We start from the raw sequence: 17557 nt of genomic DNA, 5'->3' as shown, positions 1-17557 counted from the left end.
GTGGGTCTTGTGGTCTCGTGAACATCAAAGCAGGGCCGAGACGGCGCGTGAATGCGCCACCTCGCCCTGCACGAATTTTTCGTGGTGGGCCTCGATCTTCTGCAGATCGTAGAGGTAGTTCACCATCAGCCCGAACGACTGCTTTGCGCCCTTGACCGACAGGTCACCGAGCGCGTTCAGCCGTTCCAGGCGGGCGCCATTGTCGAGGTGAAAGCGCGCCACCGGGTCGCCGCTGCGCATGGGCGAGTGGCAGGCAAGGTAATACGCGCCGAGGCGCAGCAGTGCCGCGCTGGCCTCAGTGCTCAGCGTGCGCAGCGCGGCGGCCGTGCTGATCTTGTCGAGGTCGCCGCCGCAGGCCGCCAGCAAGGTTTGATGCGCTCCGCGCAGCGCCTGCGCACGCGCCTTGGGCAAGCCTTCGCACACTGAACCAGCGCGCACCCAGCGCGCGAAGCCGGGCAGCGGCGAGAGCGTGCAGAAGGTTCTGAGCTGCGGCAGCTCACGCTTGAGCTCTTCGGCCACGCGCTTGATCAGGAAGTTGCCGAGCGAAACACCTTTCAGCCCTGGCTGGCAGTTGCTGATCGAATAGAACGCGGCCACCTTGAACTGGCTCGGCGCCAGCGGCTTCGAGGCCTTGTCGATCAGCGGCGCGATCTGGCCCGGCATCTCGGGCAGCAGCGCCACCTCGACGAAGATCAGCGGCTCGTGCGGCAGTTGCGGGTGAAAGAACGCGAAGCAGCGGCGGTCGGGTTGCAGGCGGCGGCGCAGGTCGTCCCAGCCGTCGATCTGGTGCACCGCTTCGTGCTGGATGATCTGCTCCAGCAATTGCGCCGGCGAATTCCAGTCCACTCGCTGCAGTTGCAGAAACCCGGGGTTGAACCAGCTCGACAGCAGGTGCAGGAAGTCGGCTTCCACCGCCTGCAGCTCGGGCTTCTTTGCCACGCGCGCCAGCAGCGCACGCCGCATCGCCACGATGCTCGAGGTGCCGCCCGGCGAGCGGTTGATGCGGCGCAGCAGCTCTTGCCGAGGCGGCTCGGTGGTCTGCGTGAGCAGCGCCAGGTTCTGCGCGTTGGGCGCGTCGGCGTAGGCTTGTGCGCTCTTCAGCACGGCCTTGGGGTCGGGGCTGAAGTCGCTCGACAGGCGTTCGAAGAAGGTGCCTTGCTGCTCGTCGGGCAGCGCCGAAAAACGCGCGACCAGATCGTGTGCGATGCCCACGCTGTTAGCTTCGCCGCGCTCGGAGAGCAGGCGTTTGCAGTCGATCAGCAGGCCGCGCAGGCTGCGTTCGTTGCCGACCTTGCGGGCGGCACTTCTCAGTTCATCGAGCATGCGTGACTCCGGTCGACTGTTCATTCGCGCGCAGCGCTTTCAGCGCGGCGAGCTGGGCCATCAGGTGGTCGTGCATCGTGCGTTCCGCGCGCACCGCGTCGCGCTGCTCGAAGGCGTCGATCAATACGCGGTGTTCGTTGATCGACGCCGCCATGCGGCCCGGCCAGTTCAGCTGGCGCCCGCGCAACAGGCGCAGGAAGCGGCGCAGCTCGTTGGTGGCGCGGTCGAGCCAGCGGTTCGCCGCGAGCGCCTGCACGCGGGTGTGGAAGTCGTGGTTGGCGCGGTAGTAACCGTCGATGTTGTTGGCGGCGGCGTGTTTTTCGAGCACGTCGTGCAGGCGGCGCAGGCTCTTGACTTCGGCGTCGGTCGCTTTGCGCACGGCCTCGAAAGCGCAACGACCTTCGAGCAGCGCCATCACCGGGAACAGCTCGTCGGCATCGTCTTCCGACATCTCGGTGACCTTGCAGCCCTGGCGCGGCACGGAAGTGACCAGCCCTTCGGCGGCCAGCACCTTGAGCGCTTCGCGCAGCGGCGTGCGGCTGATCTTCCAGTCGTTGGCGAGCGCGAGCTCGTCGATCCACTGGCCGGGCGCGAGCTGGCGCTCGAAGACCATGTTGCGCAGCCGGGTGGCCACCTCTTCATGCATCGACGACGGGCGCAAGGGGGTGGGGCTGACCATGCGCCGACTCTACAATCAATAATTCATAATTACAAGAACCGGGGTTGCCCGAGGGGCTGCGGCAGGGCGTACACGGGTGTTTGCCAGCTCCCGGGCGCGTGAGCCAGCCGCTAAAGTGTCTGCCATTCGGACACCTGCTCGCCACGATGCCTCGCCCCGAGAACCGCCCCGCCCAACTGCCTGCCGACGCCGACGCGGTGCTCAAGCTCGCCGCCCAGAGCATGTTCGAGACCTTGGCCAGCACCGCGATGGGCATGATGGTGGTCGACCGCGAACACCGCATCGTCTGGATCAGCGAGGGCTACAAGCAGTTCCTGCCGAGCCTCGGCCACGCCGAAGAAGACTTCGTCGGCCGGCGCGTCGAAGAGGTGGTGCCGAACACGCTGATGGCGCAGGTGATCGACACCGGCCAGCCGATCCTCGTCGACCTGCTCACGAACCACGCCGGCACCTTTCTCGTGAGCCGCCTGCCGCTGCGTGACGCCGCCGGCCAGGTGATCGGCGCGATGGGAATGGTGCTGCTCGACCACCCCGAAACCACGATGCAGCCGCTGATGGCCAAGTTCTCGGGCCTGCAGCGTGAGCTCAATGAAGCGCGCCAGCAGCTCGCGGCGCACCTCACGCAGCACCGCAAGCCCAAACACTCGCTCGCCAGTTTTGTGGGCGCGAGTGCGGCCGCGGTCGAAGTGAAGCGCCAGGCGCGGCGTGTGGCGCAGACCGACAGCACGGTGCTGCTGCTCGGCGAAACCGGCACCGGCAAGGAACTGCTGGCGCACGGCATCCACGCCGCCAGCCTGCGGGCCGGCAAGCCCTTCATCGGCATCAACATCGCGGCCGTGCCCGAGACGCTGCTCGAAGCCGAGTTCTTCGGCGTGGCGCCAGGCGCCTACACCGGTGCCGAGCGCAAGGGGCGCGACGGCAAGTTCAAGCTGGCCGACGGCGGCACCTTGCTGCTCGACGAGATCGGCGACATGCCGCTCGGCCTGCAGAGCAAGCTGCTGCGCGTGCTGCAGGAGCAAGAGGTCGAGCCGCTCGGCAGCAACCAGGTGCAACACGTGGACGTGCGCATCATCGCGGCCACCAGCCGCGACCTGCCGGCCATGGTGGCGGCCGGCAGCTTCCGCGCCGACCTGTACTACCGCCTCAACGTGCTGCCGATCCGCCTGCCGGCGCTGCGCGAGCGCCTGGCCGACCTGGAAGCGCTGGTCGAAACCCTGGCCGACGACATCGCGCGCCGCAGCGGGCTGGCGCACAAGAGCGTGTCGGCCGACGCGCTCGACCTGCTGGCCCGCCACCCGTGGCCGGGCAACATCCGCGAGCTTCGCAACGTGCTCGAGCAGGCCACGCTGATGGCCGACGACCCGCTGCTCACGGCGCGGCATTTCGGTGGCCTGATGCGTGCCGATGAGGTGATCGCCCCGCCCGCAGGCAGGGGCACGTCGGGGGTGGCCATGCCGTTGATGCCGGCACCCGAACCCGCGGCGCGTTCGCTGCCCGCCGAAGCCGCCATCGCGCACATCAAGCCGTTGCCGCAGGCAGTGGCCGAACTCGAAGCGCGCGCGATCCAGGAAGCGCTGGCCGCGACCGGCGGCAACAAGCTCGCCGCCTCGCGCCTGCTCGGCATCGCCCGCGCCACGCTCTACGAGAAGCTGCTGTTGATCGACACGCCGCGCGCGCCCGCAGCCGCCGTCGACGGGGCCGCGCGGTGAGCGCGCGCAGCCACCGCAGGCCGCTGCGCTGGTGGCCGGTGCTCGGCGCCGGCTTCGCCAGCGCGATCAGCCACGCGCAGACCGCGCCGCCCGCCGCGCCGGTGACCGCACCGCCGGCGGCCGCCGCATCGGCGCCGCAACCCTCCGCCGAGCTCAAGCCCGTCGAAGTGATCGGCGGGCGCGCCGACGACACCCAGCAGAGGCGCGAGTCCACCGCCGCCAAGATCGTGATCGGCCGCGAAGAGATCGAGCGTTTCGGCGACAGCACCCTGGGCGATGTGCTCAAGCGCCTTCCCGGCGTCACGATGCAGGGCCGGCCCGGCCGAGGCGGCAACATCCGCATGCGCGGCCTGGGCAGCGGCTACACGCAGATCCTGCTCGACGGCCAGCGCATCCCGCCGGGCTTTTCGCTCGACTCGCTCACGCCCGAGCAGATCGAGCGCATCGAGATTCTTCGCGCGCCCACCGCCGAAACCGGCGCCCGCGCGATCGCCGGCACCATCAACATCATCACGCGCGAAGGTTTCAGCAAGCGGGTGAACGACCTGCGCTTGAGCGCCGCGCTCGAAAACGACCGGGTGCAGCCCAGCGTCTCGTGGACGCGCAACGACGCGTCGGGCGCGCTGACCTGGAATTACTCGCTCACCGCGTTCTCGAACGACCGGCAGAACGACAGTGTCACGACCACGGTCGACACCGACCCTGCCACGGGCGCGACCACGCTCGACCAGCGTGACACCGGCGAGGTGCGCGACAAGCGCCGTGGCCTGCACGCGACCGGCCGGCTGCAGTGGCGGAGCGTCGACACGGTCGACGTGCTGACGCTGATGCCGCTCGCGATCTACAGCACCGGCAGCACCGACCGCCGCGGTCGCTTCGAGCAAACCGTGGGGCCCGAACCCGCGCCCTACGACACGGCGAGCACCCTCGGTGACGGCAGCTTTTCGCTGCTGCGCCTGAACGGGCAATGGAACCACCGGCTCGGCATCGGCGGCCGGCTCGAGTGGAAAGCAGCGCTGGCCCAGAGCCGCAGCCAGACGTCGGGCGTGCGCCGCGAAACCACCGGCGGCGCGCTCAGCCGCACACTCGCCGACGACGCCGACACCACCGACCGCAACCTGCTCTTCAGCGGCAAGCTCGTGAAAGTGCTCGAAGGCGACCACAGCCTGGTGGCCGGCGCCGAAGCCGAGAGCAACCGCCGCAACGAACGCCGCACGACGCTGCAGGACGGCGCGCCGATCCTGGTCGACTTCGGCGACAACGTGTCGGCGTCGGCCACCCGACTGGCCGTGTTCGCGCAAGACGAATGGAACCTCACGCCGCTCTGGTCGGCCCACGCCGGCTTGCGCTGGGAAGGCATCGACACCCGCGGCAGTGGTGAAAGTGCCAGCGTCGCGCCAACGAACCGCAGCAGCGTCTGGACGCCTTTGCTGCACGCGGTGTGGAAGCCCGCGCCCGACAGCCGAGACCAGCTGCGCTTCAGCCTGACGCGAAGCTACCGCTCACCTTCGTTGCAGAACCTGATCGGCCGCCCGCGCATCAACAGCCGCTACCCGGCGGATGGTGGCAACACGCCGAGCCAGCCCGACGCGGCGGGCAACCCGGCGCTCAAGCCCGAACTCGCGACCGGCATCGACATCGCCGCCGAGCGTTATCTGCCCGGCAGCGGCGTGCTCAGCGCCAGCGTGTTCCACCGCCAGATCAGGGACCTGATGCGCAGTGTGATCACGCTCGAAAACGTGTCGTGGTCGAGCCAGCCGCGCTGGGTGTCGCGGCCGCAGAACCTGGGCGACGCGGTCACGCAAGGCCTGGAACTCGAAGCCAAGTTCCGCCTGAGCGACCTGGTGGCCGACGCGCCGAGGATCGACCTGCGCGCCAACACCAGCATCTTCCGTTCGCGCGTGAAGAGCGCGCCCGGCCCCGACAACCGGCTCGACCAGCAGCCCGACTACACCGCGAACTTCGGTGCCGACTACCGTGTGCCCGGCGTGCCGCTCACGCTCGGTGGCAACCTGAACTGGACACCCGGCTACAACACCCGGCTGGCCGTGGCCCAGACCGCGTACCAGGGCAAGAAGCTGGGTGTCGACGCTTACGGCTTGTGGGTCTTCAACCCGGCGCTGCAACTGCGCGTGACGGCCAGCAACCTCGCCGCGCTCGACTACGTGACTGGCAGTTCGCTCGGGAGCGAGGTGTCGACCACCACGGCGCCGTCGTACATCAATCTGCAGCTGCGGCTGGAGGTCAAGCTGTGATTGACCGATAGTTGGTCATTGTCTGAATATCAGGCGTTGATTCTGGCGAGCTTGACTGATAACTGGTCAATGTTCTTTGATTTCGCCGCGAGAGAATCGGTTCTTGAGCCGCCTTTCCCCGGCAATCTCAGTGTTTGCCCTAGTTTGGTGCCGATGGGCACATGCTTTGCGTTCAGAAGGGTCGCGCAGGCCCGTTCGGCCGCAGACCCACACCCTTTCGGAGACCGACCCATGACCCCCACTTTTGCCACCCGGCGCCCGTCCCGTCGTTTGCTGTTGAGCGTGGTCGCCCTCGCGGCCGGCGCTGTCTCGGCGCTGCCCGGCACCGTGCTTGCGCAGGCCAAGGGCGAGGTCAAGATCGCGCTGATCGCCAGCAAGACCGGCCCGCTCGAAGCGTATGCCAAGCAGTCCATCGTCGGTTTCATGATGGGGCTGGACTACGCGACCGGCGGCACCATGGCGGTGGCCGGCAAGAAGCTCGTGGTGATCGAAAAAGACGACCAGGGCAAGCCCGACGTGGGCAAGAGCCTGCTCGCCACCGCCTACGGTGACGAGAAGGTCGACATCGCCGTCGGCCCGACCGCCTCGCCCGTGGCGCTGGCGATGCTGCCGGTGGCCGAGGAGTACAAGAAGATCCTGCTCGTCGAGCCGGCCGTGGCCGACAGCATCACCGGCGACAAGTGGAACCGCTACATCTTCCGCACCGGGCGCAACTCGAGCCAGGACGCCGCGGCCAACGCCGTGGCACTCGACAAGCCGGGCACCGTGGTCGCCACGCTGGCGAACGACAACGCCTTCGGGCGCGACGGGGTCAAGGCGGCCAAGGGCTTCATCAAGAACGCCAAGATCGTGCACGAGGAGTACCTGCCCGCCGGCACCACCGACTTCACCGCCGGCCTGCAGCGCATCATCGACAAGCTGAAAGACCAGCCGGGCAACAAGTACATCTCGGTGGGCTGGGCCGGCACGCCGGCGCCGTTCAGCAAGATCGCCGACCTCGACCTGGAGAAGCGCTACGGCATCAAGCTCGCCACCGGCGGCAACATCCTGCCGGCGATGGTCGCGTACAAGCAATTCCCCGGCATGGAAGGCGCGCTGTACTACTACTTCGGCATTCCCAAGAACCCGGCCAACGAATGGCTGGTGGCCAACCACTACAAGCAGTTCAAGGCGCCGCCCGACTTCTTCACCGCGGGCGGCATGAGCGCTGCCATCGCCGTGGTCGAGGCGCTGAAGAAGACGGCCGGTGACACCAACACCGAGAAGCTGATCAAGACCATGGAAGGCATGAGCTTCGAGTCGCCCAAGGGCAAGATGACCTTCCGCAAGGAAGACCACCAGGCGATGCAAAGCATGTACCACTTCAAGATCAAGGTCGACCCGGCGTTCGCCTGGGGCGTGCCGGAGCTGGTGCGCGAGATCAAGCCGGAAGAGATGGACATTCCGATCCGGAACGTGCGCTGACGCGCTCGTTCCGGCGAGCCGGTAAATCACCGCTCCCCCGGGCCCCCTCCGAGAGGGGGTTCCAGTCAGATCCACGAACTGACACTGCTTCGCCGTGCTCGAAACTCAAGACCTCACCATCCGCTTCGGTGGCCACGTGGCCGTCGATCACGTCAGCTGCGCTTTCCAGCCCGGCACGCTGACGGCCATCGTCGGCCCGAACGGCGCCGGCAAGACGACCTACTTCAACCTGATCTCGGGGCAGCTGCGTGCGAGCGAAGGCTCGGTCAAGCTGAACGGCACCGACATCACGAACGAAGCGGCCTCGGCCCGCACGCACCGCGGTCTCGGCCGCGCGTTCCAGCTGACTCAACTGTTCCCCAACCTGTCGGTGATCGAGAACGTGCGGCTGGCCGTGCAGTCGCGACGCAAGCAGGGCCTGAACCTCTGGTCGGTGTGGCTCGATCAGCGCGCCACGCTCGACCGCGCGATGGAACTCGTGACGCGCGTCAAACTCGCCGACCGAGCCGACGCCCACGCCAGCAGCCTGCCGCACGGCGACCAGCGCAAGCTCGAAGTGGCGATGCTCATGGCGTTGGAGCCGAGCGTCTACATGTTCGACGAACCCACGGCCGGCATGAGCGTGGACGACGTGCCGGTGATCCTCGACCTCATCCGCGCGCTCAAGCAGGAGCGCGACAAGACGATCCTGCTCGTCGAACACAAGATGGACGTGGTGCGCGAGCTGGCCGACCGCATCATCGTGCTGCACAACGGGCAGCTCGTGGCCGACGGTGAGCCGGCGGCGGTGATCGCGTCGCCCGTCGTTCAGCAAGCCTACCTCGGCATCACGGCGGAGGAGCCGGCATGAGCGCACTTTTGCTCACGTTGCAAGGCGTGCACACGCACATCGGCTCGTACCACATCCTGCACGGCGTCGACCTCGAGGTGCCGGCCGGCCAGGTCACGATGCTGCTCGGCCGGAACGGCGCCGGCAAGACGACGACGCTGCGAACCATCATGGGCTTGTGGCCCGCGTCGAAAGGCTCGGTGCGTTTCGACGGCCGCCCGATCGGCGGCCCAGAAGGCCAGGGCCAGACGCCCGACATCGCCCGGCTCGGCATCGCCTACGTGCCCGAGAACATGGGCATCTTCAGCGACCTCACGGTGCGCGAGAACCTGCTGCTGGCGGCGCGCCAGGCGCGCACCGTGGAGCAGATGGACACGGCGCGGCTCGAATGGCTGTTCGGCCTGTTCCCTGCCTTGAAGAAGTTCTGGCTCTACCCGGCCGGCAAGTTGTCGGGCGGGCAGAAGCAGATGCTCGCCATTGCGCGTGCCATGGTCGAAGAGCAGCGCGTGCTGCTGATCGACGAGCCGAGCAAGGGCCTGGCGCCGGCCATCGTGCAGAACCTGATCGCCGCGCTGCGCGAACTCAAGAGCACGAAGACGACGGTGCTGCTGGTCGAGCAGAACTTCGCGGTCGCGCGCGCGCTCGGCGACTTCGTGGCGGTGATGGACGACGGCCGCGTGGTGCACCGCGGCGCCATGGCCGAGCTCGCCGAAGACGCCGCCCTGCAACAGAGATTCCTCGGCCTGTCGCTGGGAGCCCATCAATGACAACGACCACCGCCGTGGCCACGCCGAGCCAGGCCGCCGCCGCGATCCCCAAGGCCGGTTTCGACCTGCTGCCGCTCGCGCTCACGCTTGCCTTGGCGTTGATCGCCTGGCCGCTGATCGGCTCCACCAGCACCTGGTTCACGCTCACCGCGGCGGGCCTGGCGATGGGCATGATCATCTTCATCATCGCCTCGGGCCTGACGCTCGTGTTCGGGCTGATGGACGTGCTGAACTTCGGCCACGGCGTGTTCATCGCGCTCGGTGCCTACATGGCCACCAGCATGTTCACCGGCATGGCCGACTGGGGCGCGGCCGACGTGCTCTGGCGCAACCTCGCGCTCGTGCTCGCCACCATCGTCGTGGCGATGTTGTGTGCCGGTGCGGTCGGCTGGGCCTTCGAGCGGGTGCTGGTGCGGCCGGTCTACGGCCAGCACCTGAAACAGATCCTGATCACGATGGGCGGCATGATCATCGGCGAAGAGTTGATCAAGGTCGTGTGGGGCCCGACGCTCGTCTCCATCGAGATGCCGGCTGCACTGCGTGGCGTGTTGAGCTTCGGCGACGCCACCGTCGAGAAGTTTCGCCTCGTCGCCGCCGCCATCGGCCTGATCGTGCTCGCGGTCATGCTGTTCACGCTGAACCGCACCAAGCTCGGCCTGTTGATCCGCGCCGGCGTGCAAGACCGCGAGATGGTCGAGAGCCTGGGCTACCGCATCCGCCGCTTGTTCGTCGGCGTGTTCGTCGCCGGCTCGGCGCTCGCCGGCCTGGGCGGCGCGCTGTGGGGCATCTACCAGCAAGGTGTGCTGCCGCAGATCGGCGCGCACGTGAACGTGCTGATCTTCATCGTCATCATCATGGGCGGGCTCGGCTCGACGATGGGTTGCCTCGTCGGTGCCCTGTTGGTCGGGCTGATGGCGAACTACACCGGGTTTCTGGCGCCCAAGGTCGCGATGTTCTCCAACATCGGGCTGATGGTGCTGGTGCTGTTGTGGCGGCCGCAGGGCCTGTACCCCGTGGCCAACCGGTGAGCACCTCGTCATCATGCTGAACCGACTGCTCTCCCACGACCTGCCGCGCAACCGCTGGCTCGCGCTGCTGCTGGTCGCGTGCCTGCTGGGCCTCGCGCTCACACCCTTCCTGTTCCCCGGCACCAAGGCGCTCAACGTGGCCGCGAAGATCATCGTCTTCATCGTGCTGGTGGCGAGCTTCGACCTGCTGCTCGGCTACACCGGCATCGTGAGCTTCGCGCACACCATGTTCTTCGGCATCGGCGCCTACGGCGTGGCGATCGCGAGTGCGCGGCTCGGGCCGACCTGGGGTTCGTTCGCGCTCGGCATCTCGGTGGCACTCGCGGCTTCGCTGCTGCTGTCGTTGCTGATCGGCCTGTTCAGCCTGCGCGTGAAGGCGATTTTCTTCGCGATGATCACGCTCGCGGTCGCGTCGGCCTTTCTCACGCTCGCTTCGCAGCTGTCGGACTTCACCGGTGGTGAAGACGGCCTGACCTTCAAGCTGCCTGAAGCGCTGCGGCCCGGCACCATGTACCTCGACGACCCGCTGTTGGGTGCGGCCATCGACGGCCGCCTGCTGAGCTACTACGTGCTGTTCTTCGCCGCGCTTGCGCTCGTGCTGCTGATGCTGCGCATCGTCAACTCGCCGTTCGGGCGTGTGCTGCAGGCGATCCGCGAGAACGACTTCCGGGCCGAGGCGATCGGCTACCGCACCGTGGTGTACCGCACGGCGAGCAACGTGCTTTCCGCGTTGTTCGCCACGCTCGCCGGCTGCCTGCTCGCACTCTGGCTGCGTTACAACGGGCCCGACACCACGCTCTCGTTCGAGATCATGCTCGACGTGCTGCTGATCGTCGTGATCGGTGGCATGGGCACGATCTATGGCGCGGTGATCGGCAGTGTGCTGTTCGTGCTGGCGCAGAGTTACCTGCAAGACCTGATGAAGCTCGGCGCTTCGGCGGTCGAAGGTGTGCCGGTGCTGTCGCAACTGGTCTCGCCCGACCGCTGGTTGTTGTGGCTCGGCATCCTGTTCGTGCTGTCGGTCTACCACTTCCCGGCGGGTGTGGTGGGGCGCTTGCGTGCCATCGGCCAGAAGCGGAAGGCACCATGAGCTTCGCCTCGCACTACCTGCGCTGCGCCGGGCGCGAACTGCACTACACCGAGTGGGGCGCGCAACACACCGAGACCGTGATCGCCTGGCACGGCCTGGCACGCACCGGCCGTGACATGGACGACGTGGCCGAACACTTGTCACAGCGCTACCGCGTGATCTGCCCCGACACGATCGGCCGCGGCCTGAGCCAGTGGAGCCCCGAGCCCGAGAAGGAATACTGCCTGGCCTATTACGTGCAGCAGGCCACGGCGCTGGTCGATCAGCTCGGGTTGAAAGACTTTCACTGGATCGGCACCTCGATGGGCGGTGCGATCGGGCTGGTGGCCGCGGCCACTTCGTTGCGCGGGCGGGTGAGGCGCCTGATCCTGAACGACAGCGGCCCGCAGATCGCCGACGCCGCGATCGCGCGCATTCGTGGTTATGCCGGCAACCCGGCGGCGTTTGCCAGCGTGAGCGAACTCGAGCAGTACTTCCGAACCATCTACAAGCCCTATGGCTGGTTGAGTGACGCGCAGTGGCGCCGCCTCACTGAAACCTCGACGCGCCGCTTGCCCGACGGCCGCGTCACGCCGCACTACGACCCGGCCATGGTGATGCAGTTCAGCCACCACACAGATGACTACCTGCTCTGGAACGAGTGGGACAGCCTCGACATCCCGGTGCTGTGCCTGCGCGGTGAGAGCTCCGACCTGCTGCTGCCGCACACGGCCGAGCAGATGCGCCAGCGCGGCCCGCAAGCCGTCGTCGTCGAGATTGCCGGTTGCGGCCACGCGCCGGCGCTCAACACGCCGGCGCAGTACGCGCTGGTCGAAAGGTTCTTCGCCGGCTGAGCGCCGGACCCTGCCAACCCCAACGAGGAGACGACGATGAAAAAAATGCACCGGGTTCTTTCAGCACTGCTGGCCGCCGCCACGGTCGGCGTGGCGCACGCCGCAGGCGTTGTCGGCAACACTTTCCCCGCCGACTTTCCGGTGATCGAAGACACGTCGCTCGGCAAGCCGGTGATCGGCTTCGGCGCGGCCGGGCCCGTGGTGAACACGCCGGTGATCTTTTTGCACGGCAACAACGACACGCCGTTCCCGACCGCCTGCAACCCGCTCGGCCGCATCCAGGCACTGGCGCAGAACCTGGCCGACCGCGGCTACGCCACCAGCGAACTCTGGGGCCTGGGTTACCAGGGCGACCAGTGCAACCTGGGTGCCGACCAGACGAACCGCTCGCGCATCGCCCACACCGTGGCCGCCAACGTGCCCGACCTGAGCCGCTTCGTGCACGCCGTGCTCGCCTACACCGGTGCCAAAGAGGTCGACATCGTCGGCCACAGCCTGGGCGTGCCGCTCGCGCGTGAATGGATGCGCCAGGAAAACGCGCACCGCCTGGTGCGCCGGCTGGTCGCGATCGACGGGCCGAACCACGGCATCATCAATTGTTCGCCGAACCCCTTGAACTACTTTCAGGCGCCGGCCGCGGGCGGCTTCACGCCGAACAGCGAGATCTGCAAGGAACTGGGTTCGCCTGACACACCGTTCCTGAAGCGCCTGAACCGCGGTGACGACACGCCGGCCCCGACGCGTGTGCTGGTGATCCGCAATGCCGACAAGAGCTTCGTCTACTTCCCGCTGCAAGACGGCTTCATCGCGCCGGTGCCGGCCGAAGACTCGTTCGGCCGCCCGACCGATTTTTCGAAGAGCGCACGCCTGCAGGGCGCCGAAGAGCTGAACCTCACGGGGCAGGGCGTGTACGACACCGTGCTGGGCACCACGCACCTGGGCATCCTGAATTCGCCCGAGACCTGGCAAGCGACGTACGACTTCCTCACGAAGCGGCCGCACCGCCGTTGAGCTTGTCATGAACCTGCAGCACACGCTGATCGCGGCAGGCCTTGCCAGCCTGCTCGCCGGTGCGCCGGCACGGGCACAGGTCGGGCCAAGCGCGGCCGAGATCGCTGGCTACAGCGGTTTGTTCGCGGCCGCGCAGCAGGGTGATCTGGCCGCGGTCGAGCGCCTGGCCGCCACGCGCCTCGCGCTCCAAGCGCGCGACGCACACGGTCGCACGCCCTTGCACGTGGCCACGTTCGCCAAGCAGCGCGACGTGATCCGTGCCCTGGCGAAAGCCGGCGCCGATCTCGGCGCGCTCGAGAACGACCGCTACGACGCCGTCACGATCGCGTCGGTCGCCGACGACGAAGACACGCTGCGGGTGCTGCTCGCCGCCGGCGCCAGCGCGAAGCTCGTCACCAGCCGCTACGACGGCACCGCGCTGATCGCCGCCGCGCACCTGGGCCACGACGGCGTGGTGCGCCAGCTCATCGCTGCGGGCGCGCCGCTCGACCACGTGAACAACCTGCACTGGACAGCGCTGATCGAATCCATCGTGCTCGGCAACGGCGGCCCGCGCCACGTGGCCACGCTGCGCGCGCTGGTCGACGCCGGTGCGAGCACGCGCCTGGCCGATCGCGAAGGGCGCACGCCGCTCGCGCTGGCGCAAGGCCGCGGCTACAAGGAGATGGTCGAGATCCTGCTGAAGGCCGGCGCGAAGTGAAGCGTCGCCGGCGCAACGTTCAGCGCCTGAACTTGCCGTCGGTGCCGATGATCGACAGGTCGGCGTAGTCGAGCCCGGTGTGGTTGGTGGGGCTGTAGCTCAGCTCCAGCCCGCCGATGTTGACGCGGTTGAAACCTTCGAGCGCTTTCTTCAGCCCGGCTCGGGTCAGGTCCTTGCCGGCGCGGCGCAGGCCTTCGACCAGCACCTTGGCCGCGGCAAAACCTTCGAGGCCGGCGGGCGTGAGTTCGAAACCCTTGGCCTTGGCCAGCTCGGACGCTTCTTTGACGATCGGCGTGCTCACCGAGCGTTCCGACGGGAACACCTGGCTCACGACCGTGCCGTGGGCCAGCGGGCCGAGCGACTTCACGAAGCCTGCCGAAGCGTTGTTCGACAAGGTCACCATCTGGGCCCGCGAGCCGGCCTCGCGCAGCGCCTTCATGCCGTCGATCACGGCCGTGCCTGAGCCGATGAAGATCACAGCCTGCGGGTCGGCCTTCACGATCTTCGGCATGATCGGCCCGAAGTCGGGCTTGGTGCGGTCGTACTTCTCGTAGGCCACCGGTTCGAGCTTCGCGTCTTTCAGGCCCTTGAGCAGGCCCACGGCGGCGTCGGCGCCGAAGGTGTCGTCGACCTGCACGATCGCCATGCGCGTGATCGTCACATGCGTCATGTGCGCGACGGCGCGCTCGGCCTCGCGCTGGTAGGTGGCGCGCACGTTGAAGATCCAGGGGTGCACCGGCTCGTGCAACACCATCGCGCCGGTCGAGGGGCCGACCAGCGGCACCTTGGCTTCGTTCAACAGCGGCATCAGGCCTTGCGTGTGCGGGGTGCCGCGGTTCAGGAACAGGCTCACGACGCCCTGGTCGATCAGCTTCTTCGCGTTCTCGAGCGTGAGCTTCGGGTCGAACTTGTCGTCGAGCGACACGAGCTCGATCTTCTGGCCATTGATGCCACCGCGCGCGTTCACGGCGTCGAAGTAGAGCTTGGCGCCGTCGGTCGCTTCTTTCACCGAAGAGGCCACGGTGCCGGTGAAGCCCGCGGTCTGGCCGATCAGGATCTGCGCGCTCGCGAAAGAGCCGCTCAAGGCGGTGGCCAGGGCCACCACGCAGCCGCGGAGCAATGTGCTTTTCATGTCGACCTCATGTCGCGCTGGCTGCGCGGTGGCGGATTGTTGCACCCCCTGTTCAGGGTGTGGGCGTGCACATTTGGCACCCTGCGCCCCGGCGAAAGCGGGCTTATTGCACTCTCTCTAGAATCTTCGGCTTCGCCGCTTTTCCGGCCCAGAAAGCACCGCATGTCCTCCGGCCTCATCCGCATCCGCGGCGCTCGCCAGCACAACCTGAAGAACCTCGATCTCGACATCCGCACCGGCGAGATGACGGTCGTGACCGGACCGAGCGGCTCGGGCAAGTCGAGCCTGGTGTTCGACACGCTCTACGCCGAAGGCCAGCGGCGCTACGTGGAGACCTTCAGCGCCTACGCGCGCCAGTTTCTCGACCGCATGGACCGGCCCGCGGTCGACCGGGTCGACGGTGTGCCGCCCGCCATCGCCATCGACCAGACCAACCCGGTGCGCAGCTCGCGCAGCACGGTCGGCACGATGACCGAGCTCAACGACCACCTGAAGCTGCTGTTCGCACGCGCCGCCGAACTTTTCGACAAACAAACCGCACAGCCGGTGCGCCACGACTCGCCGGAGACGATCTACGCCGAGCTGATGCAGCGCACGCTGGGTGCCGACCCGCGCCTCGTGCTCACCTTTCCGGTCGAGCTGCCGGGCAACACCAGCGCCGAAGAAGTCGAGCAGTGGTTGTCGGCGAGCGGCTTCACGCGCGTGCAGGCCGAGCGCGAGGTGGCTTCGCCGACCGGGCCGCGCAAGCTGCTCGACGTGGTGGCAGACCGCTTTCGCATTCAGGGCACCGAGAAGATACGTGCCGTCGAAGCGATCGAGACGGCGCTGAAGCGCGGCAGCGGGCGCGTCAACGTCTACGTGCTCGCCGAAGAAGGCGAGCCGGCGCTTTGGCGCTTTTCCACCGGCCTGCATTGCCCCGACAGCGATCTGCGTTACGCCGACCCGCAACCGGCGCTGTTCTCTTTCAACTCGGCCTACGGCGCCTGCGAGACCTGCCGCGGCTTCGGGCGCGTGATCGGCGTCGACTACGGCCTCGTGATCCCCGACCCGCGCAAGACGCTGCGCTCCGGCGCGATCAAGACGTTGCAGACCCCGGCCTGGGCCGAGAACCAGGACGACCTGATGCAGTACGCCGGCGAGGCCGGCATTCCACGCGACACCGCCTGGGCACAGCTCACCGATGCGCAGCGCGGCTGGGTCATCAATGGCTCGCCGAACTGGAACGGCAAGTGGAACAAGCAGTGGTACGGCGTGAAGCGCTTCTTCGAGTACCTGGAGAGCAAGGCCTACAAGATGCACATTCGCGTGCTCTTGTCGAAGTACCGCGCGTATACGCCCTGCGGTGTGTGCGGCGGTGCGCGGCTGAAGACCGAATCGCTGCTGTGGCGGCTCGGCACCAAAGAAGATGCCGACGCGGTACTGGCACCGGCCAAGCGCTTTCTGCCACAAGGCACGGCCTGGTCGCGCGAGCAGCTCGAAGCCTTGCCGGGCCTGACAGTGCACGACCTGATGCTCATCCCCATCGAGCGCCTGCACCGCTTCTTCGACCAGCTCACGCTGCCGAGCACGATGCTCGACGATGCGCTGAAGCTGCTGCAGGACGAGATCCGCACGCGCCTGAAATACCTGTGCGACGTGGGCATTGGTTACCTCACGCTCGACCGCCAGAGCCGCACGCTCAGCGGCGGCGAAGTGCAGCGCATCAACCTCACCACGGCGCTCGGCACCTCGCTCGTCAACACCATGTTCGTGCTCGACGAGCCCAGCATCGGCCTGCACCCGCGCGACATGAACCGCATCATCGAGGCGATGCACCGGCTGCGGGATGCCGGCAACACGCTCGTCGTCGTCGAGCACGACCCGGCCGTGATGCTCGCCGCCGACCGCCTGATCGACATGGGCCCGGGCCCCGGCGAACGTGGCGGCAGCATCGTGTTCGACGGCACGCCCGACGCCATTCGCCAGGCCGACACGCTGACCGGCGCCTACCTCGGCGCCCGCAAGCATGTGGGCATGGGCATCAAGCGCCTGATGAGCGAGGCCACGCCCAAGCTCATCCTGCAGGGCGCGCGCGACCACAACCTGAAAGACGTGACGGTCGAGTTCCCGTTGCTGCACCTGGTGTGCGTGACCGGCGTGTCGGGCTCGGGCAAGAGCACGCTGATGCAGGACGTGCTGTTCCCGGCGCTCGCCCGCCACTTCGGCAAAGCGACAGAAACGCCGGGCGAGCACGACGCGCTGCTCGGCGCCGACTGGCTGAGCGACGCGGTCTTCGTCGACCAGTCGCCGATCGGCAAGACCGCGCGCTCCAACCCCGCCAGTTACGTGGGCGCCTTCGACGAGATCCGCAAGCTCTTCGCGCAGGCGCCGCTTGCGCTGCAGCGCGGTTACGGCCCGGGCATGTTCAGCTTCAACGCCGGCAACGGCCGCTGCGCGACCTGTGGAGGCTCGGGCTTCGAACACGTCGAGATGCAGTTCCTCTCCGACGTGTACCTGCGCTGCCCCGACTGCGACGGCCGCCGCTACCGGGCCGAGATCCTCGACATCAAGATCGACCGGCGCCTGCCCGGCGACGTGATCCGCGACCTGAGCGTGGCCGACGTGCTCGAGCTCACCGTCAGCGAAGCGGTGCAACTGTTCCGCGACGACCGCGAGGTGCTGCGGGTGCTGCAGCCCATCGTAGACGTGGGCCTCGAATACGTGAAGCTCGGCCAGCCGGTGCCCACGCTCTCGGGGG

General features: G+C 67.7%; 14 protein-coding genes. 11 read left to right on the top strand and 3 right to left on the bottom strand.

What is annotated here, in order from left to right; translation table 11 throughout:
- Positions 1-24: 24 nt before the first annotated feature.
- Both AC30PD_RS00070 and AC30PD_RS00065 read right to left on the bottom strand, forming a co-directional pair.
- Positions 25-1323, bottom strand: coding sequence for a malonyl-CoA decarboxylase (locus AC30PD_RS00070; RefSeq protein WP_489533585.1), 1299 nt, complete (start codon positions 1321-1323; stop codon positions 25-27).
- On the bottom strand, positions 1313-2002 hold the full coding sequence (locus AC30PD_RS00065; RefSeq protein ID WP_489533584.1) for a GntR family transcriptional regulator: 690 nt from the start codon (positions 2000-2002) through the stop codon (positions 1313-1315). Before AC30PD_RS00065 ends, AC30PD_RS00070 begins: the two co-directional genes overlap by 11 nt.
- Positions 2003-2148: 146 nt before the next feature.
- On the opposite strand from AC30PD_RS00065, the gene AC30PD_RS00060 reads away from it, so the two are divergent.
- The 10 genes from AC30PD_RS00060 (at position 2149) to AC30PD_RS00015 (ending at position 13688) form a co-directional block, all read left to right on the top strand.
- Complete coding sequence (locus AC30PD_RS00060; protein WP_489533583.1) at positions 2149-3711, top strand: sigma-54 interaction domain-containing protein; 1563 nt, start codon at positions 2149-2151, stop codon at positions 3709-3711.
- Positions 3708-5966 (top strand): TonB-dependent receptor plug domain-containing protein, encoded by a 2259-nt coding sequence (locus tag AC30PD_RS00055; protein WP_489533582.1) that lies wholly within the window; start codon positions 3708-3710, stop codon positions 5964-5966. Before AC30PD_RS00060 ends, AC30PD_RS00055 begins: the two co-directional genes overlap by 4 nt.
- A gap of 231 nt (positions 5967-6197) precedes the next feature.
- Complete coding sequence (locus tag AC30PD_RS00050; protein WP_489533581.1) at positions 6198-7430, top strand: substrate-binding domain-containing protein; 1233 nt, start codon at positions 6198-6200, stop codon at positions 7428-7430.
- A gap of 94 nt (positions 7431-7524) precedes the next feature.
- Positions 7525-8280 (top strand): ABC transporter ATP-binding protein, encoded by a 756-nt coding sequence (locus AC30PD_RS00045; RefSeq protein ID WP_489533580.1) that lies wholly within the window; start codon positions 7525-7527, stop codon positions 8278-8280.
- Positions 8277-9026, top strand: a complete 750-nt coding sequence (locus AC30PD_RS00040; RefSeq protein ID WP_489533579.1) for an ABC transporter ATP-binding protein — start codon at positions 8277-8279, stop codon at positions 9024-9026. Before AC30PD_RS00045 ends, AC30PD_RS00040 begins: the two co-directional genes overlap by 4 nt.
- Positions 9023-10054: a branched-chain amino acid ABC transporter permease gene (locus AC30PD_RS00035; protein ID WP_489533578.1), complete on the top strand. Its 1032-nt coding sequence runs from the start codon at positions 9023-9025 to the stop codon at positions 10052-10054. Before AC30PD_RS00040 ends, AC30PD_RS00035 begins: the two co-directional genes overlap by 4 nt.
- Positions 10055-10067: 13 nt before the next feature.
- Complete coding sequence (locus tag AC30PD_RS00030) at positions 10068-11144, top strand: branched-chain amino acid ABC transporter permease (protein WP_489533577.1); 1077 nt, start codon at positions 10068-10070, stop codon at positions 11142-11144.
- On the top strand, positions 11141-11977 hold the full coding sequence (locus AC30PD_RS00025) for an alpha/beta fold hydrolase (protein ID WP_489533576.1): 837 nt from the start codon (positions 11141-11143) through the stop codon (positions 11975-11977). The genes AC30PD_RS00030 and AC30PD_RS00025 overlap by 4 nt, the downstream gene beginning before the upstream one ends.
- A 36-nt stretch (positions 11978-12013) precedes the next feature.
- On the top strand, positions 12014-12988 hold the full coding sequence (locus AC30PD_RS00020) for an alpha/beta fold hydrolase (RefSeq protein WP_489533575.1): 975 nt from the start codon (positions 12014-12016) through the stop codon (positions 12986-12988).
- A 7-nt stretch (positions 12989-12995) separates the two neighbouring features.
- Positions 12996-13688, top strand: coding sequence for an ankyrin repeat domain-containing protein (locus AC30PD_RS00015; protein ID WP_489533574.1), 693 nt, complete (start codon positions 12996-12998; stop codon positions 13686-13688).
- A gap of 19 nt (positions 13689-13707) precedes the next feature.
- On the opposite strand, the gene AC30PD_RS00010 is transcribed toward AC30PD_RS00015, so the two are convergent.
- Complete coding sequence (locus AC30PD_RS00010; protein ID WP_489533573.1) at positions 13708-14820, bottom strand: ABC transporter substrate-binding protein; 1113 nt, start codon at positions 14818-14820, stop codon at positions 13708-13710.
- Positions 14821-14982: 162 nt separating this feature from the next.
- Between AC30PD_RS00010 and uvrA the strand changes: the two genes are divergently transcribed.
- On the top strand, positions 14983-17557 hold a 2575-nt coding region (gene uvrA, locus AC30PD_RS00005; RefSeq protein WP_489533572.1), incomplete at its 3' end, for an excinuclease ABC subunit UvrA.

Source organism: Rhizobacter sp., from assembly GCF_032229685.1.
Taxonomy (GTDB): Bacteria; Pseudomonadota; Gammaproteobacteria; order Burkholderiales; family Burkholderiaceae_C; genus LMDS01.
The sequence above is the reverse complement of the archived record's forward strand: the minus strand, read 5'-3'. Positions and strand labels throughout refer to the sequence as shown.

Coding starts and splice junctions, on each gene's coding strand:
- AC30PD_RS00070 (WP_489533585.1), bottom strand. CDS start 1,323: ATGCTCGATGAACTGAGAAGTGCCGCCCGCAAGGTCGGCAACGAACGC.
- AC30PD_RS00065 (WP_489533584.1), bottom strand. CDS start 2,002: ATGGTCAGCCCCACCCCCTTGCGCCCGTCGTCGATGCATGAAGAGGTG.
- AC30PD_RS00060 (WP_489533583.1), top strand. CDS start 2,149: ATGCCTCGCCCCGAGAACCGCCCCGCCCAACTGCCTGCCGACGCCGAC.
- AC30PD_RS00050 (WP_489533581.1), top strand. CDS start 6,198: ATGACCCCCACTTTTGCCACCCGGCGCCCGTCCCGTCGTTTGCTGTTG.
- AC30PD_RS00040 (WP_489533579.1), top strand. CDS start 8,277: ATGAGCGCACTTTTGCTCACGTTGCAAGGCGTGCACACGCACATCGGC.
- AC30PD_RS00035 (WP_489533578.1), top strand. CDS start 9,023: ATGACAACGACCACCGCCGTGGCCACGCCGAGCCAGGCCGCCGCCGCG.
- AC30PD_RS00030 (WP_489533577.1), top strand. CDS start 10,068: ATGCTGAACCGACTGCTCTCCCACGACCTGCCGCGCAACCGCTGGCTC.
- AC30PD_RS00025 (WP_489533576.1), top strand. CDS start 11,141: ATGAGCTTCGCCTCGCACTACCTGCGCTGCGCCGGGCGCGAACTGCAC.
- AC30PD_RS00020 (WP_489533575.1), top strand. CDS start 12,014: ATGAAAAAAATGCACCGGGTTCTTTCAGCACTGCTGGCCGCCGCCACG.
- AC30PD_RS00015 (WP_489533574.1), top strand. CDS start 12,996: ATGAACCTGCAGCACACGCTGATCGCGGCAGGCCTTGCCAGCCTGCTC.
- AC30PD_RS00010 (WP_489533573.1), bottom strand. CDS start 14,820: ATGAAAAGCACATTGCTCCGCGGCTGCGTGGTGGCCCTGGCCACCGCC.